We start from the raw sequence: 22,083 nt of genomic DNA, 5'->3' as shown, positions 1-22,083 counted from the left end.
CATCTGGGGTGACCGGTGCGGCATTTTGCCGCCACGTTTATTTAATAACAGACTCTTTGACCACGAGAAGGTCAGGATGTCGCGCAACGAGGCAAAAAATCGGGAAAAAAATCAATGGGGTTTATTATGCAAATGCCCGCTGTCAGGGCAAGCGACAGCGGGCATTTCTCGGCAAATTAACGCAAATAGCAGGTTATGCGGCGGTTTCTGGTGCGTTATTCACCTTTTTCCCTGCAGAAAGCGTCGCATTCAGTTGTTTCTCATCCAGTTGTCCAACCCACTTCGCCACCACGATGGTCGCTACGCCGTTACCCACCAGATTGGTTAGCGCACGCGCTTCGGACATAAAGCGGTCGATACCGAGAATCAGCGCCAGACCAGCAACCGGTAAATGTCCCACCGCTGACAGGGTGGCCGCCAGCACGATAAAGCCACTGCCGGTTACGCCTGCTGCGCCTTTTGAGGAGAGCAGCAGCACCACTAACAGCGTGATTTGGTGGAACACATCCATATGCGCGTTGGTCGCCTGCGCGATAAACACCGCCGCCATGGTGAGGTAAATCGAGGTGCCATCGAGGTTGAAGGAGTAGCCGGTTGGAATCACCAAACCCACCACCGATTTCTTACAGCCCAGCTTCTCCATCTTATCCAGCATGCGCGGCAGCGCCGATTCAGATGAGGAAGTGCCGAGCACAATCAGCAGCTCTTCTTTGATATAGGCGACAAATTTAAAGATGTTGAAGCCAGCGAAGCGCGCAATCAGTCCCAACACCACCACCACGAACAGCACGCAGGTGATATAGAAGCAGATGATCAGCTGACCCAGCTGCACCAGCGAGCCGACGCCATATTTACCGATGGTAAAGGCCATCGCCCCGAAGGCACCGATTGGCGCGAGACGCATAATCATGTTGATCACGCCGAAGATCACTTTCGAGAAGCTCTCAATGACGTTGAACATCACGGTGCCAGCGCTGCCGAGGCGATGCAGAGCGAAGCCGAACAGAATAGCGAACAGCAGCACTTGCAGAATGTTGCCGCTGGCGAAGGCACCAATCACGCTATTTGGAATCACATCCAGCAGGAAGGCGACCACACCTTGCTGCTCCGCCTGCTGTGCGTAAACCGCGACCGCTTTGGCATCCAGCGTGGCCGGATCAACGTTCATGCCCGCGCCTGGCTGCACCACGTTAACCACCACCAAACCGATGATCAGCGCGATGGTGCTGACCACTTCAAAGTACAGCAGCGCCACTGCGCCCGTACGTCCAACGGCTTTCATGCTCTCCATGCCGGCAATACCGGTCACCACCGTACAGAAAATCACGGGGGCGATGATCATCTTGATCAACTTAACGAAACCATCGCCAAGCGGCTTCATTTGCGCGCCTAACTCAGGATAGAAGTGGCCCAACAGGACGCCGATGCCGATGGCAACCAGTACCTGAAAATAGAGGCTTTTTAAGATTTTCATAACAGGTGTCCAGTAAGACGGTTCGCACCGCCATTGTTGTGGAGAACGCATGCGGCAAGCCGCCAGAAGCGTAAAACCTTACCGATGGCGAGGAAAATAACACCCTGTTAACAAGATTAATATCCCCTACTATTCCTTACAAAAGTTACAAAACTCTAACTATGAACTGAAACGCTTCAGCACAGCGCTTCGCTACAATTTTGTAAGGAAAATCAATAACCAAGGTGATTATTCAGGAAGTTGCGGGCTATTGAGCCAGCGTTGATTAAAGACGTGGAGCGGCAGCGCTTCAGCGTATAAGTAGCCTTGCCCTATAGTAATTCCGCGCGCCAGCAGCCAGTCGCGCTGCTCGGCGGTTTCCACACCTTCGGCGATGACGTCGAGGTGAATGATGTCGGCAATCGCCGCCACGATGCGCACCATGGTGTCGTCATCCGGCAGCGCGGCGACGAAGCTGCGATCCATTTTCAGCTTATTCACCGGCAGCGCTTTGAACTGATGCAGATAGTTGAGGTTGGAGTAGCCCATACCGAAATCGTCGAGCGCCACTGCCACGCCGGTTTGCTGTAATAAGCGCAGCAGCGCAATCGCCTGCTCGGCATCGCCAATCTGTGCGGTTTCGGTGATTTCCAGTACGAAGTTGCCCGGTGCAATGCGATGGCGCTCCAGCAAGCCCTGCAAATGGCTGACCATGCTGGCATCACGCAGCTGCACCGCCGAGATATTGACGCTGAGCGGGATATTAATGCCCTGCTTCTGCCAGCCGGCCAGAATGCGGCAGGCTTCCTCAAACACCCAGCGGCCAATGGCCGAAATCACACCAATCTCTTCGGCGCTGGCAATAAACTCTTCTGACAATCCGTAGCTGCCATCCGGCATGCGCATGCGCAACAGCGCTTCGGCACCGGCCAGCCCGCCGGTTTCCATATTGATTTGCGGTTGCAGATAAAGGGCAAACTGCTCGTCCTGTAAACCTTGCAAGATGTCGTGCTCCTGCGTTAAACGCTTCTGCGCCCGCTCGGTGAGCGCCGGGTCGAAGAACAGAATCTGGTTTTTGCCTTGATGGCGCGCCGACATCATCGCCGAAGTCGCGCGATCAAGCTGTTCGCTGGCCGAAATGCTGTTCTCTTCGTGCAGCGCCAGACCGATGCTGGCATTCGGACGCAGCTGCAGCTGTTGCAGGTTCACCGGCTGATTGATGCGAATCATCAGGTTGCGCGCCAGGCGCATGGCACGGAAAGGATTGTGCGCGCGCTTCATCAGCAAGGCGAAGTCGCTGGGGCCGGTTTGCGCCAGCAGCGAGTGATCGTCAACGGTGCTGCGTATCTTCTCCACCAGCGTCAGCATCAACGTATCGCGCTGCTCATCGCTCAAAACGCCGTTGGCTTCCTGTAGCGTTTCAATGCGAATCACCATCAAGCCCCACGCCTGACGATTGTGGCGATGGCTCATGTGCTGTTCGAGCAGCGCAAGGAACAACGCGCGATTGGGCAGGTCCGTCACGGCGAAATGCGTGGTCATGCGGCTCATTTCGTCGTGAATCGACTCCAGCACCTGCTGATTGCGGTTGTAGCTGCGAATCAGCATACCGATTTCATCATCGCGATGATTATGCGGCAGCTTCATTTTATGAGTCAGAATCGCCTGCGGCGGCAGCTCCTGCAAATCACGCGAAATGTCGCGCAGCGGATGCACTATCAAGCGGTTGATACACCAGCTGATGGCGATAGAGAGAATCAGCGCCAGCAGCAGATAGGTGGTGATCATGGTCGACAAGGTGCTGAGCAGGAACTGATAAACGCGCGAGGAGTCGGCCTGCAACACCAGATAGGCAATCGGCTTCGGCAAGCCCGATCGCTCCACCGAATAGAGCGGCAGCGTGATTTGTACCGGTAGTTCAAACAGGCGTGCGACCCAACGCGGCACCGGTTTTTCCGGCGCGAAATCAGCGTGCAGCGCCTGGAAGGCATTCGGCAACACCACATCGGCACGCGATAAAATACCGGCCGGTTTTAGCGTATTGAGGATGCGTTCGGCTTGCGGGATATCGGCTTTAAGTACCGCTTCGGAGAGCGGCTGACGCACGGTGTGCGCCACATTTTCCATTTGCTGGGCGTAGTCAATCCTGCGCTGCTGCACAAAGTGAAAGAGCTGGATGACAATAAAGATGCAGATGGTCACCATCGCCACGGCAGAAACCGTCGCCATCTGCTTTATCGTTAGAGAACGACTGACGCGCAACAAAACTTCTCCAGGCCACACAAGCGTGTAATGAGATGAAATTCGCAGCGAGTATATCCTAGGTCACGCGTTTTTTTCGCCGGGATAAAGGCGAAAAATCGGTAAGTTGGGTTATTTATGAAGTGATTCGGAATTATGCAGGTTTTGGCGTGAGTAAATGCATGCCAGGTCGCCATAAATGGCGCCCCTACGATATAAAACCTGTAGGGTCGTCATTTATGGCGACCTGGTTCATCCTCGTTCCGGATTACTGCGGATATGGCACCCAATCGCCGCCGTTCAGGCGGATCCACGGTTTGCCCTGATACATCATCACCACCGCATTATCGTTCTCGGACACCACCGGCGTCTGCGGCAGATTATCGGTCATCACCGACATATTGACGTTCGGCGCGTTAAACACCTGACCATCCACCACGCGCGACACCATTTCCGAAATCGCCATCAGGCTGGTTGGCGTCTCCACGCTGAGCGGCTGCCCTTGATGCGGCGCTTTCATGCCAACAAACTTAATGCCGACCGGCACATGGGTGATATCCGGACTTGGGATGTCACGCAATCCCGACATCTGCATCTTGTCACCCTGCAGCGCTGCGCCGTGTTCCGGCACCACCAGCACCATCACGCGGCGACCCGATTTCTCCAGATTAGTCAGGAAAGCATCGAGCTGATCAAACAGCACTTTGGCGCGCGGCTGCCAGTCTGCGCTGCGCGTGCTGCCGAGTTCACGCGTACCGTCGTGCAGCGGAATCAGGTTATAGAAGGTGGCGGAGCGCGCATCGCTGCTCTTGGTGCGGTCGTCGAGCCAGCGCTGCATCAACTGCGCATCATTGAATACCGGAGAGCCATCAAACGACGTCACCTCCGGCGCGATGCCCGCCTGCGACATCAACGGCGCCTGCAGATTACCCTCTTCGCGCAGCTCTTTGAGATAGTTACCAAACACGCCGGTGTGATCCATCATCAACTGCTGTTTAAAGCCCAGCTTGGCCAGATTATCGAACAGATAACAGCGCTGATCGGTTGCTTTGTACAGATCGCTGTGCGAGCTCTGGCCGCAGCTGGCACGCAGCAGACGAATCCCCGCCGGGCCGCTGTAACCGGTGGCGGAGTTGTAGTTGTTGAGCAGAATATCGAAGTGCTGCCACAGCGGATGATTGCGCAACTGCGCGACATTCAAATCCGACCATGACAGCGAACAGATATTGATCACCAGAATATCGAACGGCTGCGAATCGGCAGGCAATGCGTCCGGGAAGTGCGTTGAACGCTGGCGCTCGGCGTCGTAAAAACGGTTAAGCCACGCGGTAAGATTGGCGCTGGTTGGCGGCGCGGATTGATCGAGGCCATCTGGTGCTTTCGCCGCTGGCGTATCGTTGAGCTTCACCGTCGGCGTAGCGGCGCTGCTTGGCAGTAAATTCATTGCCGGTCCGGCAATCGTCAGCACGTTGAGCCAGATCAGCATCAGCGACACCAGCACGGTGACGCGAATCCACTGCGCGACAAACAGATACAGCACCAGCAGCACAAAGCCCGCGCCAATCATCTCCCAGTTGATAAAGCGATTGGCAAGGTCGAGCAAGTAACTGGGCGAGAAGCCCGCCAGCTGACTGCCCTGGCTCATGATCGAGCTGAGTCCCGGCAGCCAGGTATCGTGCCAGAACAGCGCAATGCCAATTGGCAGCGAAATCCACTGACGCAGACGATGCAGCCGCGCGCTCGGCAGCGGGAACAGCAGCCACGCCAGAAACACCAGATTACTCAGCGCGTGGAAATTGAGGTAGCCGTACCACAGCAGCGCAAATTTGATCAGGAAGTAAAAGTTCCAGCCACCGAGGCCGCGCCACCACGAACCGTGCATCGTGAATCTGTTATTCATGTTTATCCGTTTTATTGGTTTTGCGTTGCCACTGTCCTTCTGATTTCAATGCGCGCGTCGGCAGCAAACGCAGCAGCGGATTGGTGCCGCTGCGCGTGAGCCCGCGCCCAAACAGCGATCTCAGGAACAGTAAAATCAGTAACAGCAGGATCGCCACCTGCACCCAATCCATCAGTGTCATTAGTGGCTTGCTCCATCGAGGTTGAGGGTGATCGGCTGCGGCGTTTGTGCTCCGCGCTCAGGCACATCGGCCTGCGCAGCGACGGGCACAGCGGCCAGCGGCGCGGCTTGTCTGTCGCACTGTATCACCGATGTCAGCTGACGAATTTTGTCCGCCTCCGACACGATCTGATTATCTTCAAACCAGACGATGCGATTGCTAAACAGCTCGTCATGCGGCAAGGAGAAGATTGATTTAAGCGCGATATCCAAATCGTTGAAGCGGCACGAAGAGAGGAACAGATAAATGCGGTCATTCACCAGCGTCACCAAATCGCCAAAGCGGCGCGGTTTACACAGCGTCAGAATCTGTTCGGGTTTCAGCTGCGGCACCGCGCGCAGCGCCACCAGCAAACCTTTGTCATTTTCCGGCAGCAACGTGTTGGCCATTAGCTGCTGCACCGCCGCGCAAAACGCGTCCAGCGGTAAATAGCCTTTCTGCTGCAAGGGCTGCAACGCCTGCATCAGTGCATTGAGATTGGCAGGCACATGGCGCGAGAACTGTTGCCCCTGAATCCCTTCCAGCATGGTAAGAAAACGCGACAAGCTGGCCGCCGTCGGCACGATGGCATTCACGCCGCAGGCCAGCAGCAAACGCTCATCACTGTAGCGCAGCGTGGTACTGATTTCGCGCACCACAATCTTAAGCGCGCTACCACGTGAACGGCGCAGACTATGGACCATGGTTGCTAAAGAATTAATGTCTTGGTTATGGACCAGGCTAAAGATGACGGTTGCCGCATTTGCCTGCTGAGCACGTGAGAACACGCTTTCGTTGTCACTAAATAATTGCCACTGCACAGAAAGTGGCGGTGCGCCTTCCAGCACACCCTCTTGCGCAAGGAATTGGTTTTCATCATTGCGGCTTAATGGAATATTTTGTTCTGCGTCATTTACGGCAATAAATTGATTATCACCGCAAATCAAACGGATCGCACGATCGGCCAGCAATTTATCTGCTGCAGACCACCAGTTAATTCGATATTGCCAACTGTCCTGCTGAAAATCTAAATGCGCGAGACCATCCAGCTGACGAAAATAAGCTTGCAGATGATGACGTAAGTGAATTATTGACGTGCCGGAGGTGATCATTAACAGCGTGATTTGTTTTTTAGTTATCAATCGACGCATGCGCTTAAGCCAAATGGCCAATTCATCGGGTGATAGTTTTCCCCACAACGCGGCATTACTATAAAAAATTACCAGTCCACTGCGGCTATTCAGCACGCGGGAAAAATCACTCTCCAGTTGCTGTAAGCTGCTTTTATTTGCTGGTAAGGAAAATAACGGCATACGCGCCGGACCCCCGATGGGATCGGGCGTCAGCAGCGCCTGCGGTTTCTCGTCAGCACTGATCAGTGTCGCCGCCTTTTGCTGGCTAACCACCTGACGCAAAAGCATTCCTGCATCTTCCTGACGCTGGCTAGTAATCCAGTAAAACCCTGGATTCTGCAGAGTATTTAATTCCTGCTGAATCTGCTGCAGGCCAAGCGCATAATGATTTTTCATATTTTATTCGCGATCGATACAATCCAGGCTAGTTTAATCCACACAGCCACAATTGGAACCGGTGAAATAAAAAATAGCCTCTTAGTGCAAATCACATTGATCTGCGGATAGCATTTTTCTTTACTTCAGGTTTAAACTTTACAAAAAATAGAATCACAATTCATCCGTTGTCGATTTTTCGGTGGCAAAAAAATAATGAAAACAGAAAATGCATTTTCGCTGAATGCTGCTAGCAGCGAAGAGCACGATGACATCAACGCTTTGAGTGATGCCTTTTCCCTTAAGGCATTTCGCTACATTGATATTGCCCGTGAAGCGCGACTTAATACCATTATGACGCGCTGGCCATTGCTGCGTGAAATAAGCGCGGCACAGGAGTCAGAACGTTAATGCCTGTTATAGCATTACAAGGATTGCGTGGCGGCTGTGGCGCCACTTCGCTGAGCACCGCGCTCGGCTGGGCGTTTAACGCGCTGCAGCAATCGGTACTGGTTATCGACTTTTCCCCGGTAAATCAACTGGCTGCCCACTTTAATCTGTCGCTCAGCCACACTCAGGGTTGGGCACCTGCGCTGCTCGAACAGCAAGCGTGGCAGCAGTGCGCCCAGCGCTATCAAGCGGGGCTGGATTTTCTGCCGTTTGGCGCACTCACGCCGCAACAGCGCGCCCACATCACTACTATCAACTCAGAATTTGCCGCACCGCTGCTACATGCGTTACCGGCCCTGAAATCGCACTACGATTGGGTTATTTTCGATATGCCTGCGGATCTGTTGCCGTGGCAGCGATCCTTTGTTGCAGCAGCCGATCGTCTGCTGCAGGTGCTGACGCTGGATGCCAACTGCCAGTTGCGTCTGCATCACGCGCGTTTTCCTGCGCACACGCTGTTCCTGATCAACCAGTTCAACGCCAACAGCCAGCTGCAGCAGGATCTGCATCAGCTGTGGATCAGCTCGCTGAAAAACCTGGTTCCTCAGGTCATCCACCGCGATGAAGCGCTGGCGGAAGCGCTGATGATGAAGCAGCCGGTAGGCGAATATCGGCCGCATGCGCTGGCCAGTGAAGAGATCAACACGCTGGCCAACTGGCTGCTGCTGCATGTGGCGGGAGGCGCGGCGTGACTCCATTACGCTGGCTGCTGATGCCGCAAGCGTATCAGGCGCTGCAACGCCGCGCTCAACTGGCGCATCAGTATGGCGCGGGCCGCTTCACCATCGCACTGCATCTGATGTGGTGCGTGCTGGCGTGGTCGCTGTTGCGGTTGGAAACTCCCGGCTGGCAGCGCATCCTGCAACATCGTCAGCGTTACTATCCGCAAATTTCGCCGCTGCGCCCGCGACCGCTTGACCCGCTGCGCTATGCGCTGCAAAGCCTGTGGCTGATGCTGGTCTTGCCGCTCGACAAGCGCACGCGTAAAAGTTTTAGCGTCAAGCCGCTGTTTCGCTGGCGTGAACGCCTGTATCAATGGCTCGGCGCGCTGCCGGCACGGCTGGAACATAACCGTTTCGCTCAGCGCAGCGAACAACGTATTCAGGCGATGCCCGCGTGGTTGCGCCAGCTGCTGTTTATCGCGGCGGCGATTGTTGCCAGCCTGCTGGCGCTGCTGTGCATTTCGCAACCGTTCGGCATCACCACGCAGTTTGTCTTCGTGCTGCTGTTATGGGGATTAGCGATGCTGGTGCGGCGCGTGCCGGGACGCTTGTCCACCATCATGTTGATCGTGTTATCGCTGACGATTTCCTGCCGTTATCTGTGGTGGCGCTATACCGAAACCCTCAACTGGGACGATCCGCTCAGCCTGACGTTTGGTCTGCTGCTGATTGGTGCCGAAACCTATGCGTGGGCGGTATTGGTGCTGGGTTATTTCCAGACGTTGTGGCCGCTCAATCGTCAGCCGGTTTCGATGCCGCCGGACATTACCTCGTGGCCGAGCGTCGATATTCTGGTGCCGACCTACAACGAACCGCTCAGCGTGGTGAAGCCAACCCTCTACGCAGCGATGGGCATCGACTGGCCGCAGGACAAACTGAATATCTACCTGCTGGATGACGGCACGCGCGAAGAGTTCCGCGAGTTTGCCGCCAGCGTTGGCGTCAATTACGTGGTGCGCCCGACTCACGAACATGCCAAAGCGGGCAACATCAACCATGCGTTGAAAGCCGTATGCCGCAGCGAATATGTGGCGATTTTTGACTGCGACCATGTGCCTACACGCTCATTCCTGCAGCTGACGATGGGCTGGTTCCTGAAAGATCATCGGCTGGCGATGCTGCAAACACCACACCATTTCTTCTCGCCCGATCCGTTCGAACGTAACCTCGGCCGCTTCCGCCAGACGCCGAACGAAGGTTCGCTGTTTTACGGTTTGGTGCAGGATGGCAACGATACCTGGGATGCAGCGTTCTTCTGCGGCTCTTGTGCCGTACTGCGCCGGACCGCGCTGGATCAGATTGGCGGGATTGCGGTAGAAACCGTCACCGAAGATGCACACACCTCGCTGCGCCTGCATCGTCAGGGTTACACCTCGGCGTATATCCGTATTCCGCAGGCTGCCGGTCTGGCCACCGAGAGTTTGTCCGCGCATATCGGCCAGCGTATCCGCTGGGCACGCGGCATGGTGCAGATTTTCCGCCTCGATAACCCGCTGTTTGGCAAAGGGTTAAAGCTGGTGCAGCGCCTGTGTTACGCCAACGCCATGCTGCACTTTCTCGCTGGGATTCCGCGCCTGATCTTCCTGCTGGCACCGCTGGCGTTTCTGCTGTTCCACGCCTACATCATCTACGCGCCCGCGCTGGCGATCGCCATCTACGTGCTGCCGCACATGCTGCACACCAGTTTGACCAACTCGCGCATTCAGGGCCGCTGGCGTCACTCGTTCTGGAGCGAAGTGTATGAAACCGTGCTGGCGTGGTACATCGCGCGGCCAACCACGGTGGCGCTGTTCAACCCGCACAAAGGCAAGTTCAACGTGACCGCCAAGGGCGGTTTGGTGGCCGAGCGTCATCTCGATTGGGTGATTACCAAACCGTACATGATGCTGGTGCTGCTGAATATCGCCGGTATCGGTATGGCCTTCTGGCGCATGGCGTACGGTCCGGCCAACGAAATGCTCACCATTTGGGTCAGCCTGGTGTGGGTGATTTACAACATGATTATCCTCGGCGGCGCGGTGGCGGTGTCGGTTGAAGCGCGCCAAATCCGCGAAGCGCATCGTGTGGAAATCGCCATGCCCGCCGCCATCGCGCGTGAGGATGGACACATGGTGCCGTGCACGCTGCGCGACTATTCCGATGGCGGCGTGGGCGTTGAGCTGCGTGAAGCCGATGCGCTGAAAGAGGACGAAACCGTGTCGCTGCTGCTGCGCCGTGGTCAGCAAGAGTTCAGCTTCCCGTGTCAGGTGCAGCGCGTGTTTGGCCGTCGCGCCGGCATTCGTTTGCATCAACTCAGCACGCGCCAACACATTGAATTTATTCAGTGCACTTTCGCTCGCGCCGATACCTGGGCGCTGTGGCAGGACGGCTTCCCGGAAGACAAACCGGTGCAAAGTCTGGCCGACATTATGGTGCTGGGTTTTAAAGGCTATCTGCGTCTGGCCGAGTATGGCCCTGCGCCGCTGCGCCGTGTATTCCGTGGCCTCACCGCATTGGTGAGCTGGCTGGCGACATTGCTGCCGCAGCGTATTGACCGCCAGCCCGCGACGATCAAAACCGATTTTACTTAAGTTGATGATATGACCATGACGAAAAAACTGAGTTGGTTCACCGCCCTGATGCTGGGCTGCGTAGCTGTGGTGCAGGCCGCGCCACAGACCTCAGGCGCCCTCAATGCGCCGCAGCCGTTACCGGAGGTGAACGCATTGGTCGACGCCAACGCGCCGCTGCGTGACAGCCAGCTGGTGTTTAATCAGGTCGCCCCACCGCCCGGCAGCATGACGCTGCGCGGAACCGAACCGAGCAGCCAGATTGAGTTCGGCGTGCGCAGCGATGAAGTGGTGACGCGTGCGCTGCTGAATCTGAGCTATCGTCCGTCGCCAGCGCTGATTCCCACGCTGTCGCAGCTTAAGGTCTATCTCAACGATGAATTGGTGGGATTGGTGACCGTCACCGCCGATCAGCTTGGCAAAGAGAATCAAAAGCAGATCCCTATCGATCCACGCTTTATCAGCGACTTCAACCGCGTGCGCCTTGAGCTGGTTGGTCACTACGCCAACGTGTGTGAAAACCCGGCCAACAGCACCATCTGGCTGGATATCGGCAAAGCCAGCAAACTTGATTTGACGCTGCAAAAGCTGCCGTTAAAGAACGATCTGTCGCATTTCCCGGAGCCGTTCTTTGATACGCGCGACAGCCGCCCGCTGCAGCTGCCGATGGTCTTTAACGCCCAGCCGAATTTGCTGCAACAGCGTGCGGCCGGGATTCTGGCTTCATGGTTTGGCAGCAAAGCACAGTGGCGCGGACAATCTTTCCCAGTGCTGTATAACCAGCTGCCTAAAGAGCAGCATGCGGTGGTGTTTGCCACCAACGATCATCGTCCCGACTTCCTGAAAGACCTGCCGCCGGTGGAGAAACCGACGGTGGAGATGGTCAATCAGCCGGACAATCCGTACGAGAAAATGCTGCTGATTCTGGGTCGCGACGATCAGGACCTGTTAGCTGCGGTTGAAGGGATTGCACAAGGTCAGCTGCTGCTGCGCGGCGACACCTCAACCATCGACAGCGTAAAACTGCTGGCCGCGCGCCAGGCGTACGATGCACCGAACTGGGTGCGCACCGATCGCCGCACTACCTTTGCCGAGCTGACGCAGTATCAAAATCAGCTACAGGGCGACGGCTTACAGCCGAATCCGATCAGCCTGACGCTGAATCTGCCACCGGATCTGTTCCTGGTGCGTGCGCGCGGTATCGATATGGATCTGCGCTACCGCTACACCTCGCCGATTCAGCAGGATGGCTCGCGTCTCGCGGTGCATCTTAACAATCAGTTCATGCAGGATTATCCGCTGACGCCGAAAGATACCGCCGGTCAGCAGCTGATGCGCATTCCGCTGATGCAGGGTTTGCAGGACAGCAATCGCCAGTTGACCATTCCGGCGCTGCGCCTCGGTGTGGTGAATCAGCTGCGCTTTAACTTTGATTACGCCAACACCTTTATCGGTGGCACCGCCGATGGCCGCTGCGAAACCGTCACCGCCGTCGGACATCACGTGGTGATCGACGATACCTCGAGCATCGATTTCTCCGGCTATCGTCATTACATCGAAATGCCGTCGCTGGGTGCGTTCGCCAACGCCGGTTTCCCGTATAGCCGCTTCGCCGATCTGGCGCAAACGCTGGTGCTGGTGCAGCCTAAACCGAGCAATGACGAAGTCAGCACGCTGCTCAATGCGCTCGGCAGCATCGGCGCGCAAACCGGTTATCCTGCGCTGCGCGTGCAGATGAGCGATGACTGGAGCAAAGCGAAATCAGCGGATGCGGATATGTTGATGATCGGCGGCATTCCGCCGGATCTGCAGGACGACACCAAGATCCCGCTGCTGGCCGATGCCGCACGCAGCTGGATCAGCATGCCTGCACGCAGCAATGCGGCGGCCAACGTGCCGATTTCTGACAGTGAACGCGCTGCGGAAAGCCAAACCACCATCAGCTCACGCGGGCCGATGGGCGCCATTGTTGGCTTCCAGTCACCGTTTAACGATCAACGCAGCGTCGTGGCGCTGCTGGCCGACAGCCCACGCGGCTGGGAATTGCTGAATAATGCATTGCTCGACAGCGGCAAACGCGCGGCGGTGTTCGGTTCCGCTGCGGTGATCCGTGAGTCAGGCGTGAATAGCATTCGTGTCGGCGAAACCTATTACGTGGGTCACCTGCCGTGGTGGGAACGTCTGTGGAATCTGCTGGCAACGCATCCGGTGTGGCTGGCGATTTGCGCGGTTGTGGTGGTGATTCTGTTTGCGCTGATGGCGTGGCGTTTAATGCGCATGGTGAGCCGTCGCCGTCTGGCCGAGCTGGATGACGATGAATAAACTGCAGCTTGGATTGCTGATTGGCAGCACGCTCGGGGTGTTAGCCGGTTCGGCTGCCGCCCCGATCGGTCCACAGGTTTCGCCGGTCGAGTGGCTGCTGATGCAGATTCGCACCGGCGAATCGACCAACAAACTCGATCTGGTGCAGCAATCGCTCTATCGGCTGGAAAAAATCGATCCTGATAATCCGCAGGTGCTGGCGGCGCAAATCCGCATGGCATTGCGTCAGGGCGATCAGGCCAAAGCGCAAAAACTGCTGGATGAACTGAAGCGCGTGGCACCGAATGCCGCCGCCACGCGCGAATCGGCAGCCGGATTGCGTCTGGTGACTGCGGAAGGTCGTCAGCAGTTACAGCAGGCGCGCTTGCTGGCCACCGCCGGACACGTCGCCGAAGCCAAAGCCGCGTGGGACGCGCTGTTCCACGGCGTGTTCCCCGATGTGAATACCGAGCTGGAGTATTGGCGGTTGGTGGCGCGTTTACCCGGCCAGCAGCCGCAAGCGTATCAACAGCTGCAGGCGCTGGAGCAGCGCTATCCCGGCAACATCGGCGTTGAGCTGCAGCTGGCGCGCATGGCGTTTGATAACAATCAGCCGGGCGAAGCCTTCACGCAGCTGCGTCGTCTCGCCAACCGCAACGGCGGGCGCGATGCCGCTTCCGAGCTGTGGTTGCAGCAGATCCAGAATCAGCCGGTGAGCGAACGTAGCGTCGCCAGCCTGCAGCAATATCTGCAAACCTTCACCGAAGGCGATGCTCAGCAGCGCGGTCAGCAAGAGCTGGCACGTCAGCAAAAACTGCTCGCCGATCCCGCGTATCGCCAGCGCATGCGTGGTTTGGCGCTGGTCGATGCCGGTGGCGGCGCAAATGCGATTGCCGCGCTCAATGCCGCGTTAAAAGCCAACCCTAATGATGCCGAACTGATGGGCGCGATGGGCCAGGCGCAGGCGCGAGCCAACAATCGCGCCGCCGCCATTAGCTGGCTGGAGAAAGCGATTCAGGCCGGCCAGGCAAGCACGCAGATCGGCAAGTGGCAGTCTCTGTTGCAAACCAACCGCTACTGGCTGGCGATCAACAATGGTGATGCGGCGCTGAAAAAAGGCGATATCGCAGCGGCGGAGCGTTATTACCGCAGCGCGCAGGCGCTGGATAATCGCGATAGCTGGGCGCTGATTGGCCTGGGTGATGCGGCGCTGGCGCGCAAGAACGCCGCGCAGGCAGAAAGTTTTTGGCAGCAGGCGCTGCGGCGGGATCGCAGCAATAGCACAGCAAAAAGTCGTCTGCTACAGCTGCGTACCGATGCGCTGATGGCCGAAGCCGATACGCTGGCGCAGCAAGGTCAATGGCATCAGGCGGCGGAGAAATATCGCCAGGCGGCGCAGGCGAGTCCTGATGATATCTGGCTGGCCTATCGACTGGCTGGCGCGCTGCGCAACGGCGGCGAAGAAACCCAGGGCGCGCAGGTGATGGATGCGATGGTGCGCCAGCATCCTCAGGAACCCGCCGCGCTGTATGCGTCGGCGCTGTGGCTGGCTTCCGGCGACCGCGATGACGCGGCGCTGGCGACTTTGCATCGCTTGCCCACTTCGCGCTGGGACAGCAACATGCATGAGCTGGCCGATCGTCTCGAGCAGGACAAAGTGTTTACCCGCGCCAGTGATTTACGCACGCGCGGCGATGAAACGGCGGCGATTGCGCTGCTAAAACAGCAACCCGCTTCCATCCGCCGCGATATCACGCTGGCCGATTGGGCGCTGGAGCGCGGCGATGCCCGTAGCGCGCTGGCGAGCTATCAAAAGGTGCTGCAGCAAGACAGTAAAAACGGCGATGCGGCGCTGGGTCGCATCGAAGCCTTGATCGCGTTGAAACGACCTGCGGAAGCGCAGCGCGCGTTACAAACCTTGCCGCCGAGCGTAGCGCAGCAAAGCGTCAACAGCGGGCGACGCGTGGCGATCGCCTGGCAAAACAGTGGCGATGCCGATCGTGCCCAACAGATGTTTGCTGAGCTGAAAACCCGCGCGACGAAACTGGCACCGTCGCAGGAAAAAGCGCTGGTGTATCGCGATGCAGCGCGGCTGGACACGCAGTTGCAACAGCCCACACAAGCGCAGCAGGATTATCAGCTGGCGATGGCCGCAAGCGGCATCAGCCCGGATGTGCCACAGGATAACGATCGCTATACGGCGTTAACCCGCAATCAGGCGCAGGATGACTGGCTGAAACGCAGCATCCGCAGCGACGCCAGCGATCTGTATCGCCAGCAGGACACCACGTTCACACTGGAGCAGGATTACTCGCGCAACAAAGGCAACGGCGGCACCTCCGATTTCACCGCGCATACCACCATGATGCAGGCAGAAACGCCGCTGGCTGATGGCCGCAGCTTTGTGCGCGTGGATCATGTGCTGGTTTCAGCCGGCACCTTCTCCACCACCAACGGCAGCCACAGCGAGCAATTCGGCAGCTGTAATGATGACAATTCTGGCGGATGCAGCCGCGACTTTAACCAGCGCGATGAAGGAACCGCGCTGGGCGTGGGCTGGCATAACGATATATGGTCGGCGGATATCGGCACTACGCCGCTCGGCTTCGAGACCCGCAACTGGGTCGGCGGCGTCAGCTGGAAAACCGACGTCAAAGACATTGGCCTGACGTTCACCGCATCACGCCGACCGATCTCCAGTTCGCTGCTGGCGTACGCAGGCGCACGCGATCCCGCTGCGAACGGCGGCAAAACCTGGGGCGGCGTAGTCGCAACCGGCGGCTCGCTCGGGCTGAGTTACGATCAGGGCGGCGCGCATGGCGTGTGGGCCGATATCAGTGCGCATCAACTCAGCGGTGATAACGTCGCGGATAATAGCCGCGAACGCCTGATGGCAGGCTATTACTACAAGCTGATTAATGAAGATAATCGCCGCGCCACCGTTGGCCTGAACAGCATGCTGTGGCATTACCAAAAGGATCTCAGCGACTACACCTTCGGCCAGGGCGGCTATTACAGCCCGCAGCAATATTTCTCGCTGTCGGTACCGGTGACCTATCGCCAGCGCACGGAAAACTGGTCATTTGATCTCGGCGGCTCGGTTTCCTGGTCACAATCGCATACCGATGGACAGCAGCGCTATCCGGTCAATCCGGGCTTCACGCTGGCGTCAAATCCTACCTCAGACAGCAGCTCGGGTACCGGTTTTGGCTACACGCTGCAGGCGTTGGTGGAGCGACGCATTACGCCGCACTGGTCGGTGGGATTGGCGATGGATATTCAACAGGCGAAGGATTACACCCCAAGCCACGGTTTGATTTTCATGCGCTACTCCATGTCCGGCTGGAACGGCGATATGGATATGCCACCACAACCGCTGACGCCGTATGCGGATTTTAAATAAGCATCAATGGAGGTCGCCATAAATGGCGCCCCTACGGATGAGTTGCAGGTTTTGTAGGGTCGCCATTCATGGCGACCTGGTCAAAGACGAGGCTTACCGCTTTTCCTGATACGCCATCCAGGTCAGCAGCTGTAGGCTGGCGGAGAAGTAGTTTTGATCCGGCGCTAAACGATCATTAAGGTAACCGGTTTGATTCAGCGTCAAATCGCGAACCGCAATCAATCCCCCTTCCATGTTGTACGGCGCTGGTGTGTTGCCCAACACATCATACCAGGCGGGCGTAGTCATGCGCGCCGAACCTTGCCAGACGCGCTGGAACGGCACCAGACGCAAGCTTTGTGGATCGTACCACCAGATATTCAGCGGAATACGGATCGCGTCATAGCTGAAGCGGTTGGAATAGCCGATCGCCGGTGCCACTGAACCATCGGCATTCAGCGCCACCCAATCCAGCGGCAGGCCGGTTTTACCGAAGTGCATATCGCCCAGCAAATCCATGCCGTCATCAATCAGCTCATTCCAGATGCGCAGATGGCTGTGCTCGGCAAACTCGCGCCAGGCCTCGAACAGGAAATAGGACGGATTGAGCACCACATAGCTGGTTTTGTTGAAACCCTGCGCGCCCGGCAGCATCACTTTATGTCCGCCGTAGCTGATCACATTCAGCTTCACGATCGCACGCTGAATGCGGTCAGACGCTTGCTGGTAATCGCCGCCCCACTTCTGCGCCGCACGCTGCAGCGCCCAGGCAATCAGTACATCACCATCGGACGCGTTGTTTTTGTCGGCAATCGGATTGGCCGCGCCCGGCGTGTAGCGCCAGTAGAACAGATCGTTTTGCGGATTGCGCAGATGGGTGCGCGTCCACTGCCACAGCAGATCGAAGGTGGTGCGATCGTCATGCGCCACCGCCAGCAGCATGCCATAGCCCTGACCTTCGGTATGGCTAACGTTGTTGTTTGCCGTATCGCTGATACGGCCATCGCTGCCCATAAAGCGGCTTTTGTAGGTACTCCAGCCATCTGCGGCTGCCTGCGCGCTAAAAAACATCACCATGAAACACAGCATCCATTGACGCCAGAACCGCATTACTCTCATTACAGCTTCCTATTGATATCGATAGTGCAGCGTGCCGCCGTCGTTGTTCTCAAGCGTCACCGGCACCGCCGCGCTGCCACCTTGTGCCTGCAGCCACTGCGCATACACGCCCGTCAGCACTGCGCTCAGCGCCAGCTGCCAGCGTTCAACACCGACGTTGCTGTCGCCCTGCGGCAGCGCGTGGTGCTGAATCAGAATGGCATTTTCCTGCGGCTGTAACTGCACAAAGCCCCAGTTAAAGCGCGCCAGCTGCAAATTCATTTCACGCTCCAGATCCTGCACGGTGCGCGCGTCGGGTAAAGGATAGCGCGTAGCCAGCGAAACGCCGACGCCGTTGAGAAAGCCTTCCGCTTCCTCGCCCGCGTTGTCCAGCATGCTCTCAATCATCGCGCTCACCAGATCAAACCAGCCCGGCTGATGCGGATGGCTGACGCGTGCGGTTACTTGCTCACTCATTAGTAATCTCCGAACATGTAACGGAAGTACAGATTGGCTGTGCTTTCGTTGTAATCGCCAAAGGTGTCGTAGCCGAGCTGACCGCCCACGGTGACATCTTTATTGATCTTATAATCCGCACCGGCATGCAGGTTGTAGCCAATGCCGTTTTTGCTCTCGCCGCTGTAGAACGCATCCTTCACGTAGCCTTGATCGGCCAGACTTTGCAGCTGCGCCTGCAACGACGGATTATTCGGGAAGTAGGCGCTCTTATCCTGGCTGTAGGATTGATAACCCACCGAACCGCCGACGTTCACTTTCAGGTCGTCAAACTTGCGGCTGAACTCGATGGGGAACGACACCGACGCATAGTTCTGCGGGCTGAAGTAACCGCCCTGACCGTAGCTGAAGTAGCTGAGGTTTTTAGAGTAATCCATCCACGACAAGCTCATGCCGACTTTCAGCTCGCGATCGTCGAGGTGATACGGACGCACATACGCGCCTGCAGTCGCCTGCACGCTGTTGTTGCTCGCCACGTTTTCGCCGATGTAGCTGTACGCACCGCCGCCGACGTAGAAACCGGCATCGCCGTTATCGTAACTCAGCAAGGCGTTACCGCCGTTTTTGGTCACGCGGCCCCAGCGTTTACCGCTGGTTTTGTCTTCGACACCCACATACGACAGCAGGCTGTCGGTCATCGCGCGGCGTTCACCGGTGAGGATCAGCGTCAGGAAGTCGGTCAGCTTCGGCGACCACTGCACGCCGCCCACCAGCGTACTCAAGTCCTGGCCCAGCGGCGTACTGCCGAGGTCAATCTTGTAGCTGTCGCCCTTCAGCGCCATGTTCAGCTCCACGCCGGTCGCGGATTGCGAATCGGTGGAGGAGTTTGGCACGTCGTCAATCTTCGCATCACCCGATGCCACCACCTGTCCCTGCACCAGCGAGTTGGTGCCGAAACGGCGCCATGCGTCGCCACCGGCGCTGCCTGCAGTGAGGGAAATCGGCGTCATGGTGAAGTCAAAGCGCGCATCGCCAAACGGCACGGTGGAGAAAGTCAGTGGCGCTTTGGCTTCGGTGAGTTTACTCAAGCCTGATTCGCCATCACGACCGCGTACCTGCATTTGACCTTGCACCCAGGTGCCGGTTTTCTCTTGCAGATCGTCCATCATGTTGTCGATTTGACGCAGCGTCTGGCTCTGCTGAATCGCCGGCGTGTTGCTTGCCAGCGTCACGCCTTCGGCGCTGCTGGTGGCCGCTGGAGCCGACTGCCACGGCATCACCGCGCCATAGCTGGACGGCGAACGGCCCACCGGCGAGGTGCCGCGATTGATAAACGGATTGTCGGCCAATGCCAAACCACCGACGCTTGGCACGCTGCCGGTTTCTGCGCCCTGCAGACCAATCAGCTGGCCGCGCGCGGTGCGCAGATAGCTCATCGCCTGGCTGTGTTCACCGTTGGCTTCGGCCACGCGGGCTAACAGCAGCAAGCGATCTGGCGACTGCTCATTGCGCAGGCCGCGCGTTAAGGTGTTGGCTTTGTTGACGTCATTCTGCGCCAGCGCCACGTTGATGGCGCCGGTGCGCGCGTCTTGCGTTGGCGTATCCTGCGTCATCAGGTAGTCGTACACCACGCCCGCTTCTTTGTTCATCTTGCCGGACTGATAGAGTCGCGCCATGGCGAACATCAGATCGCGGTTCTGCGGATCGTGCTGCAGCGCGCCCACCAGCTTGTCGTAAGCGGCGGCGTACTGTTTCTGCTCACGCAGACGATCCACTTCGTTGATCACGTAGCCGTTGCGGATGCCCGCCAGTTGAGTTGGCGTGCTGCGTGCCTGCAATTCCGGGCTGCTGAGGAAGCTCTGCGCTTCGGTGTTCAGACCGGCCTGATTCAGCACCGCCACCTGCGCGGCGTAATCACCGGCGTTGCCCTGAATGCCGCGCTGCATGTTGCTGCGCACCACAGAAACGGCAGTGGTGATATCGCCGGCTTTCGCCAGCTTCTGCGCCAGATTACCGGCATCAACCGGATTAGACGGCGGCGTCGATGCCAGCGCACGCAAGGTGTTGGCCGCTGCCGCGTTCGAGCCCTGCGCCAGATATTGATCGGCGGTGGCCATCTGCAGGTTAAAGTTGACGCGCTGCGCCAGCTCGCGCATATCGCTATTCTTGCTGCTATTAGGAATGCGCGACAGCAGCAAACTCGCCTGCTGCCAGGCGCTGCTTTCGCTGGCGTTTAACGCACCCGCGTAGAGTTCTGTCGTGCTGGCACCGCTGCGCAGGGTCGGCTGCATGATATTTGCTGCCATCATGTTATCGCCCTGCGCGCGGTAGAGACGCGCCAGATCGAGACGCAGCCAGCCATCGTTGGGATAGCGCTGAATACCCGAGGTCAAGGTGGCGATAGCGGCGCTGTTGTTGCCCGCCGCCACTTCACGCTTGGCCTGCGCACGAATCGGATCGGTGCTGCTGCCGCGCGGTGCCACGCTTTGACGCACGCTGTCGGGCAGCGATGCCAGCAAGGTGTTGGCTTCTGCGCCACGGTTCTGCTGACGCAGCACGTAGAACAAGCCTTCTTTGGCATTGCGGTTATTGGCATCGCTTTGCAGGATGGAACGATAGGTTTGCTCCGCCTGAACGAGCTGATTGCTGCGCCGCTGCACATCGGCGCGAAACAGTTTGGCGGAGACGCCTTTCTCACCGTCGGCCTGCGCCAGCGGTTCGCTCAGCGCCAACGCCTGTGCGCTGTCACCGTTTTTCAGCGCCTGCTGCGCGGTGGCCAACTGCGCGTAGAAGCGGGCATCGGCGGCCTGCTTCTGGCGCGTGTCGCTCTGATCGCCACCCAACTGCGCCGCGCGCGTCAGGTAATCCGCCGCTTCGGCATAACGTCCGGCGCGCTGAGCAACATAGCCCATGCCAGCCAGCGCATCCGCATCTTGCGGGTTGGCTTGCAGCACTTTCTCAAAGTTGTTCTGCGCGTTGCTGACGTCGCCGCTGTTCAGCGCAGTAAACCCCGCGCCTTTCTCCGCGCCGCCGACGTTTTTACGGTAGTAATCCAGCACCGCGTTATCTTGTGGATGGCGCTGCTGCCAGGTTTGGTACAGCGACGCATCAGAAGCCTGCGGACCCAGCCACAACAGCGCCTGACGCAGCGAACGATCCGCTTCTTTGTTGCCGTCCGCCAGACTGCCGAGCACATCGATACCCTGACGACGCGTCGATTCCTGATAAGTCAGCGCTTTACCCAGCGCCAGTTTGGCACCGGTATCCTGCGGATGATCGGCGGAGAACTGACGCAGCGCTTCCACCGCCTGCGGCAGCAGCGAACGATCGCCCGCCATGGTCAGATAATATTCGGCGGCTACGCTCGGCGGCGGCTCGTTGCCGCTGAAGGTGTTACGCCAGGTTTGCAGCGACGCCGCGATGTTGCCGCTGCGTGCCTGCTGGCGCGCTAACTGCAGCTGCGCCTGCGGAATGGTTTGCAGCTGGCGTGCATTGTCCAGCTCGGTGAGATGTGGATCGTTCGGCGAGGCCGCGCTCAGGCGCGCACGCCACTGTGCCGCTTCCGCCGTGCCGCCGCTCTGCTGCGAATAGAGCGCCAGCAGATAGAGCGCCTGCGTGTTGTTCGGCTCAACCATCAGCACTTTCTGCAGCGAGGCTTTCGCCAAATCGTCATGCGCTTTCTGGTGCCAGTACGCCGCCTGATCGAACAGCGCCTGTAACGCAGGATTAGTGCTCTCCGCCGCCAGCAGCGGCTGAGAGAGCGTCAGTGCCCCACCCAGAATCAGGGCATGACGAATACCGGCACTTAACAGATGTTTTTTCAT

General features: G+C 58.0%; 13 protein-coding genes. 5 read left to right on the top strand and 8 right to left on the bottom strand.

Features of this window, described 5'->3' with window-relative positions; all coding sequences use genetic code 11:
• Positions 1-193: 193 nt before the first annotated feature.
• The 5 genes from AC6I8A_RS00790 to bcsE form a co-directional block, all read right to left on the bottom strand.
• Positions 194-1,474: a dicarboxylate/amino acid:cation symporter gene (locus tag AC6I8A_RS00790; protein ID WP_222185700.1), complete on the bottom strand. Its 1,281-nt coding sequence runs from the start codon at positions 1,472-1,474 to the stop codon at positions 194-196.
• Between the two features lie 228 nt (positions 1,475-1,702).
• Positions 1,703-3,715: a biofilm formation regulator HmsP gene (hmsP, locus tag AC6I8A_RS00785; protein WP_497818927.1), complete on the bottom strand. Its 2,013-nt coding sequence runs from the start codon at positions 3,713-3,715 to the stop codon at positions 1,703-1,705.
• A gap of 247 nt (positions 3,716-3,962) precedes the next feature.
• A complete protein-coding gene (gene bcsG / locus AC6I8A_RS00780; RefSeq protein WP_497817883.1) occupies positions 3,963-5,594 on the bottom strand; it encodes a cellulose biosynthesis protein BcsG in 1,632 nt (543 codons plus the stop codon).
• Positions 5,587-5,775, bottom strand: a complete 189-nt coding sequence (gene bcsF, locus AC6I8A_RS00775) for a cellulose biosynthesis protein BcsF (RefSeq protein ID WP_008105667.1) — start codon at positions 5,773-5,775, stop codon at positions 5,587-5,589. Before bcsF ends, bcsG begins: the two co-directional genes overlap by 8 nt.
• Positions 5,775-7,322 (bottom strand): cellulose biosynthesis protein BcsE, encoded by a 1,548-nt coding sequence (gene bcsE / locus AC6I8A_RS00770; protein ID WP_497817882.1) that lies wholly within the window; start codon positions 7,320-7,322, stop codon positions 5,775-5,777. The genes bcsF and bcsE overlap by 1 nt, the downstream gene beginning before the upstream one ends.
• Before the next feature lie 195 nt (positions 7,323-7,517).
• Between bcsE and bcsR the strand changes: the two genes are divergently transcribed.
• Genes bcsR through bcsC form a run of 5 tightly spaced genes read left to right on the top strand, consistent with a single transcriptional unit; the run spans position 7,518 to position 16,726 of the window.
• Positions 7,518-7,712, top strand: coding sequence for a cellulose biosynthesis protein BcsR (gene bcsR / locus AC6I8A_RS00765; RefSeq protein ID WP_256698009.1), 195 nt, complete (start codon positions 7,518-7,520; stop codon positions 7,710-7,712).
• Complete coding sequence (gene bcsQ / locus AC6I8A_RS00760) at positions 7,712-8,443, top strand: cellulose biosynthesis protein BcsQ (RefSeq protein ID WP_497817881.1); 732 nt, start codon at positions 7,712-7,714, stop codon at positions 8,441-8,443. Before bcsR ends, bcsQ begins: the two co-directional genes overlap by 1 nt.
• Positions 8,440-11,043, top strand: coding sequence for a UDP-forming cellulose synthase catalytic subunit (gene bcsA / locus AC6I8A_RS00755; protein ID WP_497817880.1), 2,604 nt, complete (start codon positions 8,440-8,442; stop codon positions 11,041-11,043). Before bcsQ ends, bcsA begins: the two co-directional genes overlap by 4 nt.
• Before the next feature lie 15 nt (positions 11,044-11,058).
• Complete coding sequence (bcsB, locus tag AC6I8A_RS00750; RefSeq protein WP_497817879.1) at positions 11,059-13,344, top strand: cellulose biosynthesis cyclic di-GMP-binding regulatory protein BcsB; 2,286 nt, start codon at positions 11,059-11,061, stop codon at positions 13,342-13,344.
• A complete protein-coding gene (gene bcsC / locus AC6I8A_RS00745) occupies positions 13,337-16,726 on the top strand; it encodes a cellulose synthase complex outer membrane protein BcsC (protein ID WP_497817878.1) in 3,390 nt (1,129 codons plus the stop codon). Before bcsB ends, bcsC begins: the two co-directional genes overlap by 8 nt.
• Before the next feature lie 93 nt (positions 16,727-16,819).
• On the opposite strand, the gene AC6I8A_RS00740 is transcribed toward bcsC, so the two are convergent.
• Genes AC6I8A_RS00740 through AC6I8A_RS00730 form a run of 3 tightly spaced genes read right to left on the bottom strand, consistent with a single transcriptional unit; the run spans position 16,820 to position 22,083 of the window.
• The gene (locus AC6I8A_RS00740; RefSeq protein WP_265301624.1) at positions 16,820-17,824 is read right to left on the bottom strand and encodes a family 8 glycosyl hydrolase; all 1,005 of its coding nucleotides are present in this window, start codon (positions 17,822-17,824) and stop codon (positions 16,820-16,822) included.
• Positions 17,825-17,833: 9 nt separating this feature from the next.
• Positions 17,834-18,280, bottom strand: a complete 447-nt coding sequence (bcsD, locus tag AC6I8A_RS00735; protein ID WP_497817877.1) for a cellulose biosynthesis protein BcsD — start codon at positions 18,278-18,280, stop codon at positions 17,834-17,836.
• The gene (locus AC6I8A_RS00730) at positions 18,280-22,083 is read right to left on the bottom strand and encodes a cellulose biosynthesis protein BcsC (RefSeq protein ID WP_497817876.1); all 3,804 of its coding nucleotides are present in this window, start codon (positions 22,081-22,083) and stop codon (positions 18,280-18,282) included. Before AC6I8A_RS00730 ends, bcsD begins: the two co-directional genes overlap by 1 nt.

It is taken from the genome of Pantoea sp. X-Soil-ISGK-275, from assembly GCF_059730795.1.
The sequence above is the reverse complement of the archived record's forward strand: the minus strand, read 5'-3'. Positions and strand labels throughout refer to the sequence as shown.

What these genes read in the sequence shown, in the direction of transcription:
- AC6I8A_RS00790 (WP_222185700.1), bottom strand. Translation starts at nt 1,474, where the DNA reads ATGAAAATCTTAAAAAGCCTCTATTTTCAGGTACTGGTTGCCATCGGC.
- bcsG (WP_497817883.1), bottom strand. Translation starts at nt 5,594, where the DNA reads ATGAATAACAGATTCACGATGCACGGTTCGTGGTGGCGCGGCCTCGGT.
- bcsF (WP_008105667.1), bottom strand. Translation starts at nt 5,775, where the DNA reads ATGACACTGATGGATTGGGTGCAGGTGGCGATCCTGCTGTTACTGATT.
- bcsE (WP_497817882.1), bottom strand. Translation starts at nt 7,322, where the DNA reads ATGAAAAATCATTATGCGCTTGGCCTGCAGCAGATTCAGCAGGAATTA.
- bcsR (WP_256698009.1), top strand. Translation starts at nt 7,518, where the DNA reads ATGAAAACAGAAAATGCATTTTCGCTGAATGCTGCTAGCAGCGAAGAG.
- bcsQ (WP_497817881.1), top strand. Translation starts at nt 7,712, where the DNA reads ATGCCTGTTATAGCATTACAAGGATTGCGTGGCGGCTGTGGCGCCACT.
- bcsB (WP_497817879.1), top strand. Translation starts at nt 11,059, where the DNA reads ATGACGAAAAAACTGAGTTGGTTCACCGCCCTGATGCTGGGCTGCGTA.
- bcsC (WP_497817878.1), top strand. Translation starts at nt 13,337, where the DNA reads ATGAATAAACTGCAGCTTGGATTGCTGATTGGCAGCACGCTCGGGGTG.
- AC6I8A_RS00740 (WP_265301624.1), bottom strand. Translation starts at nt 17,824, where the DNA reads ATGAGAGTAATGCGGTTCTGGCGTCAATGGATGCTGTGTTTCATGGTG.
- bcsD (WP_497817877.1), bottom strand. Translation starts at nt 18,280, where the DNA reads ATGAGTGAGCAAGTAACCGCACGCGTCAGCCATCCGCATCAGCCGGGC.
- AC6I8A_RS00730 (WP_497817876.1), bottom strand. Translation starts at nt 22,083, where the DNA reads ATGAAAAAACATCTGTTAAGTGCCGGTATTCGTCATGCCCTGATTCTG.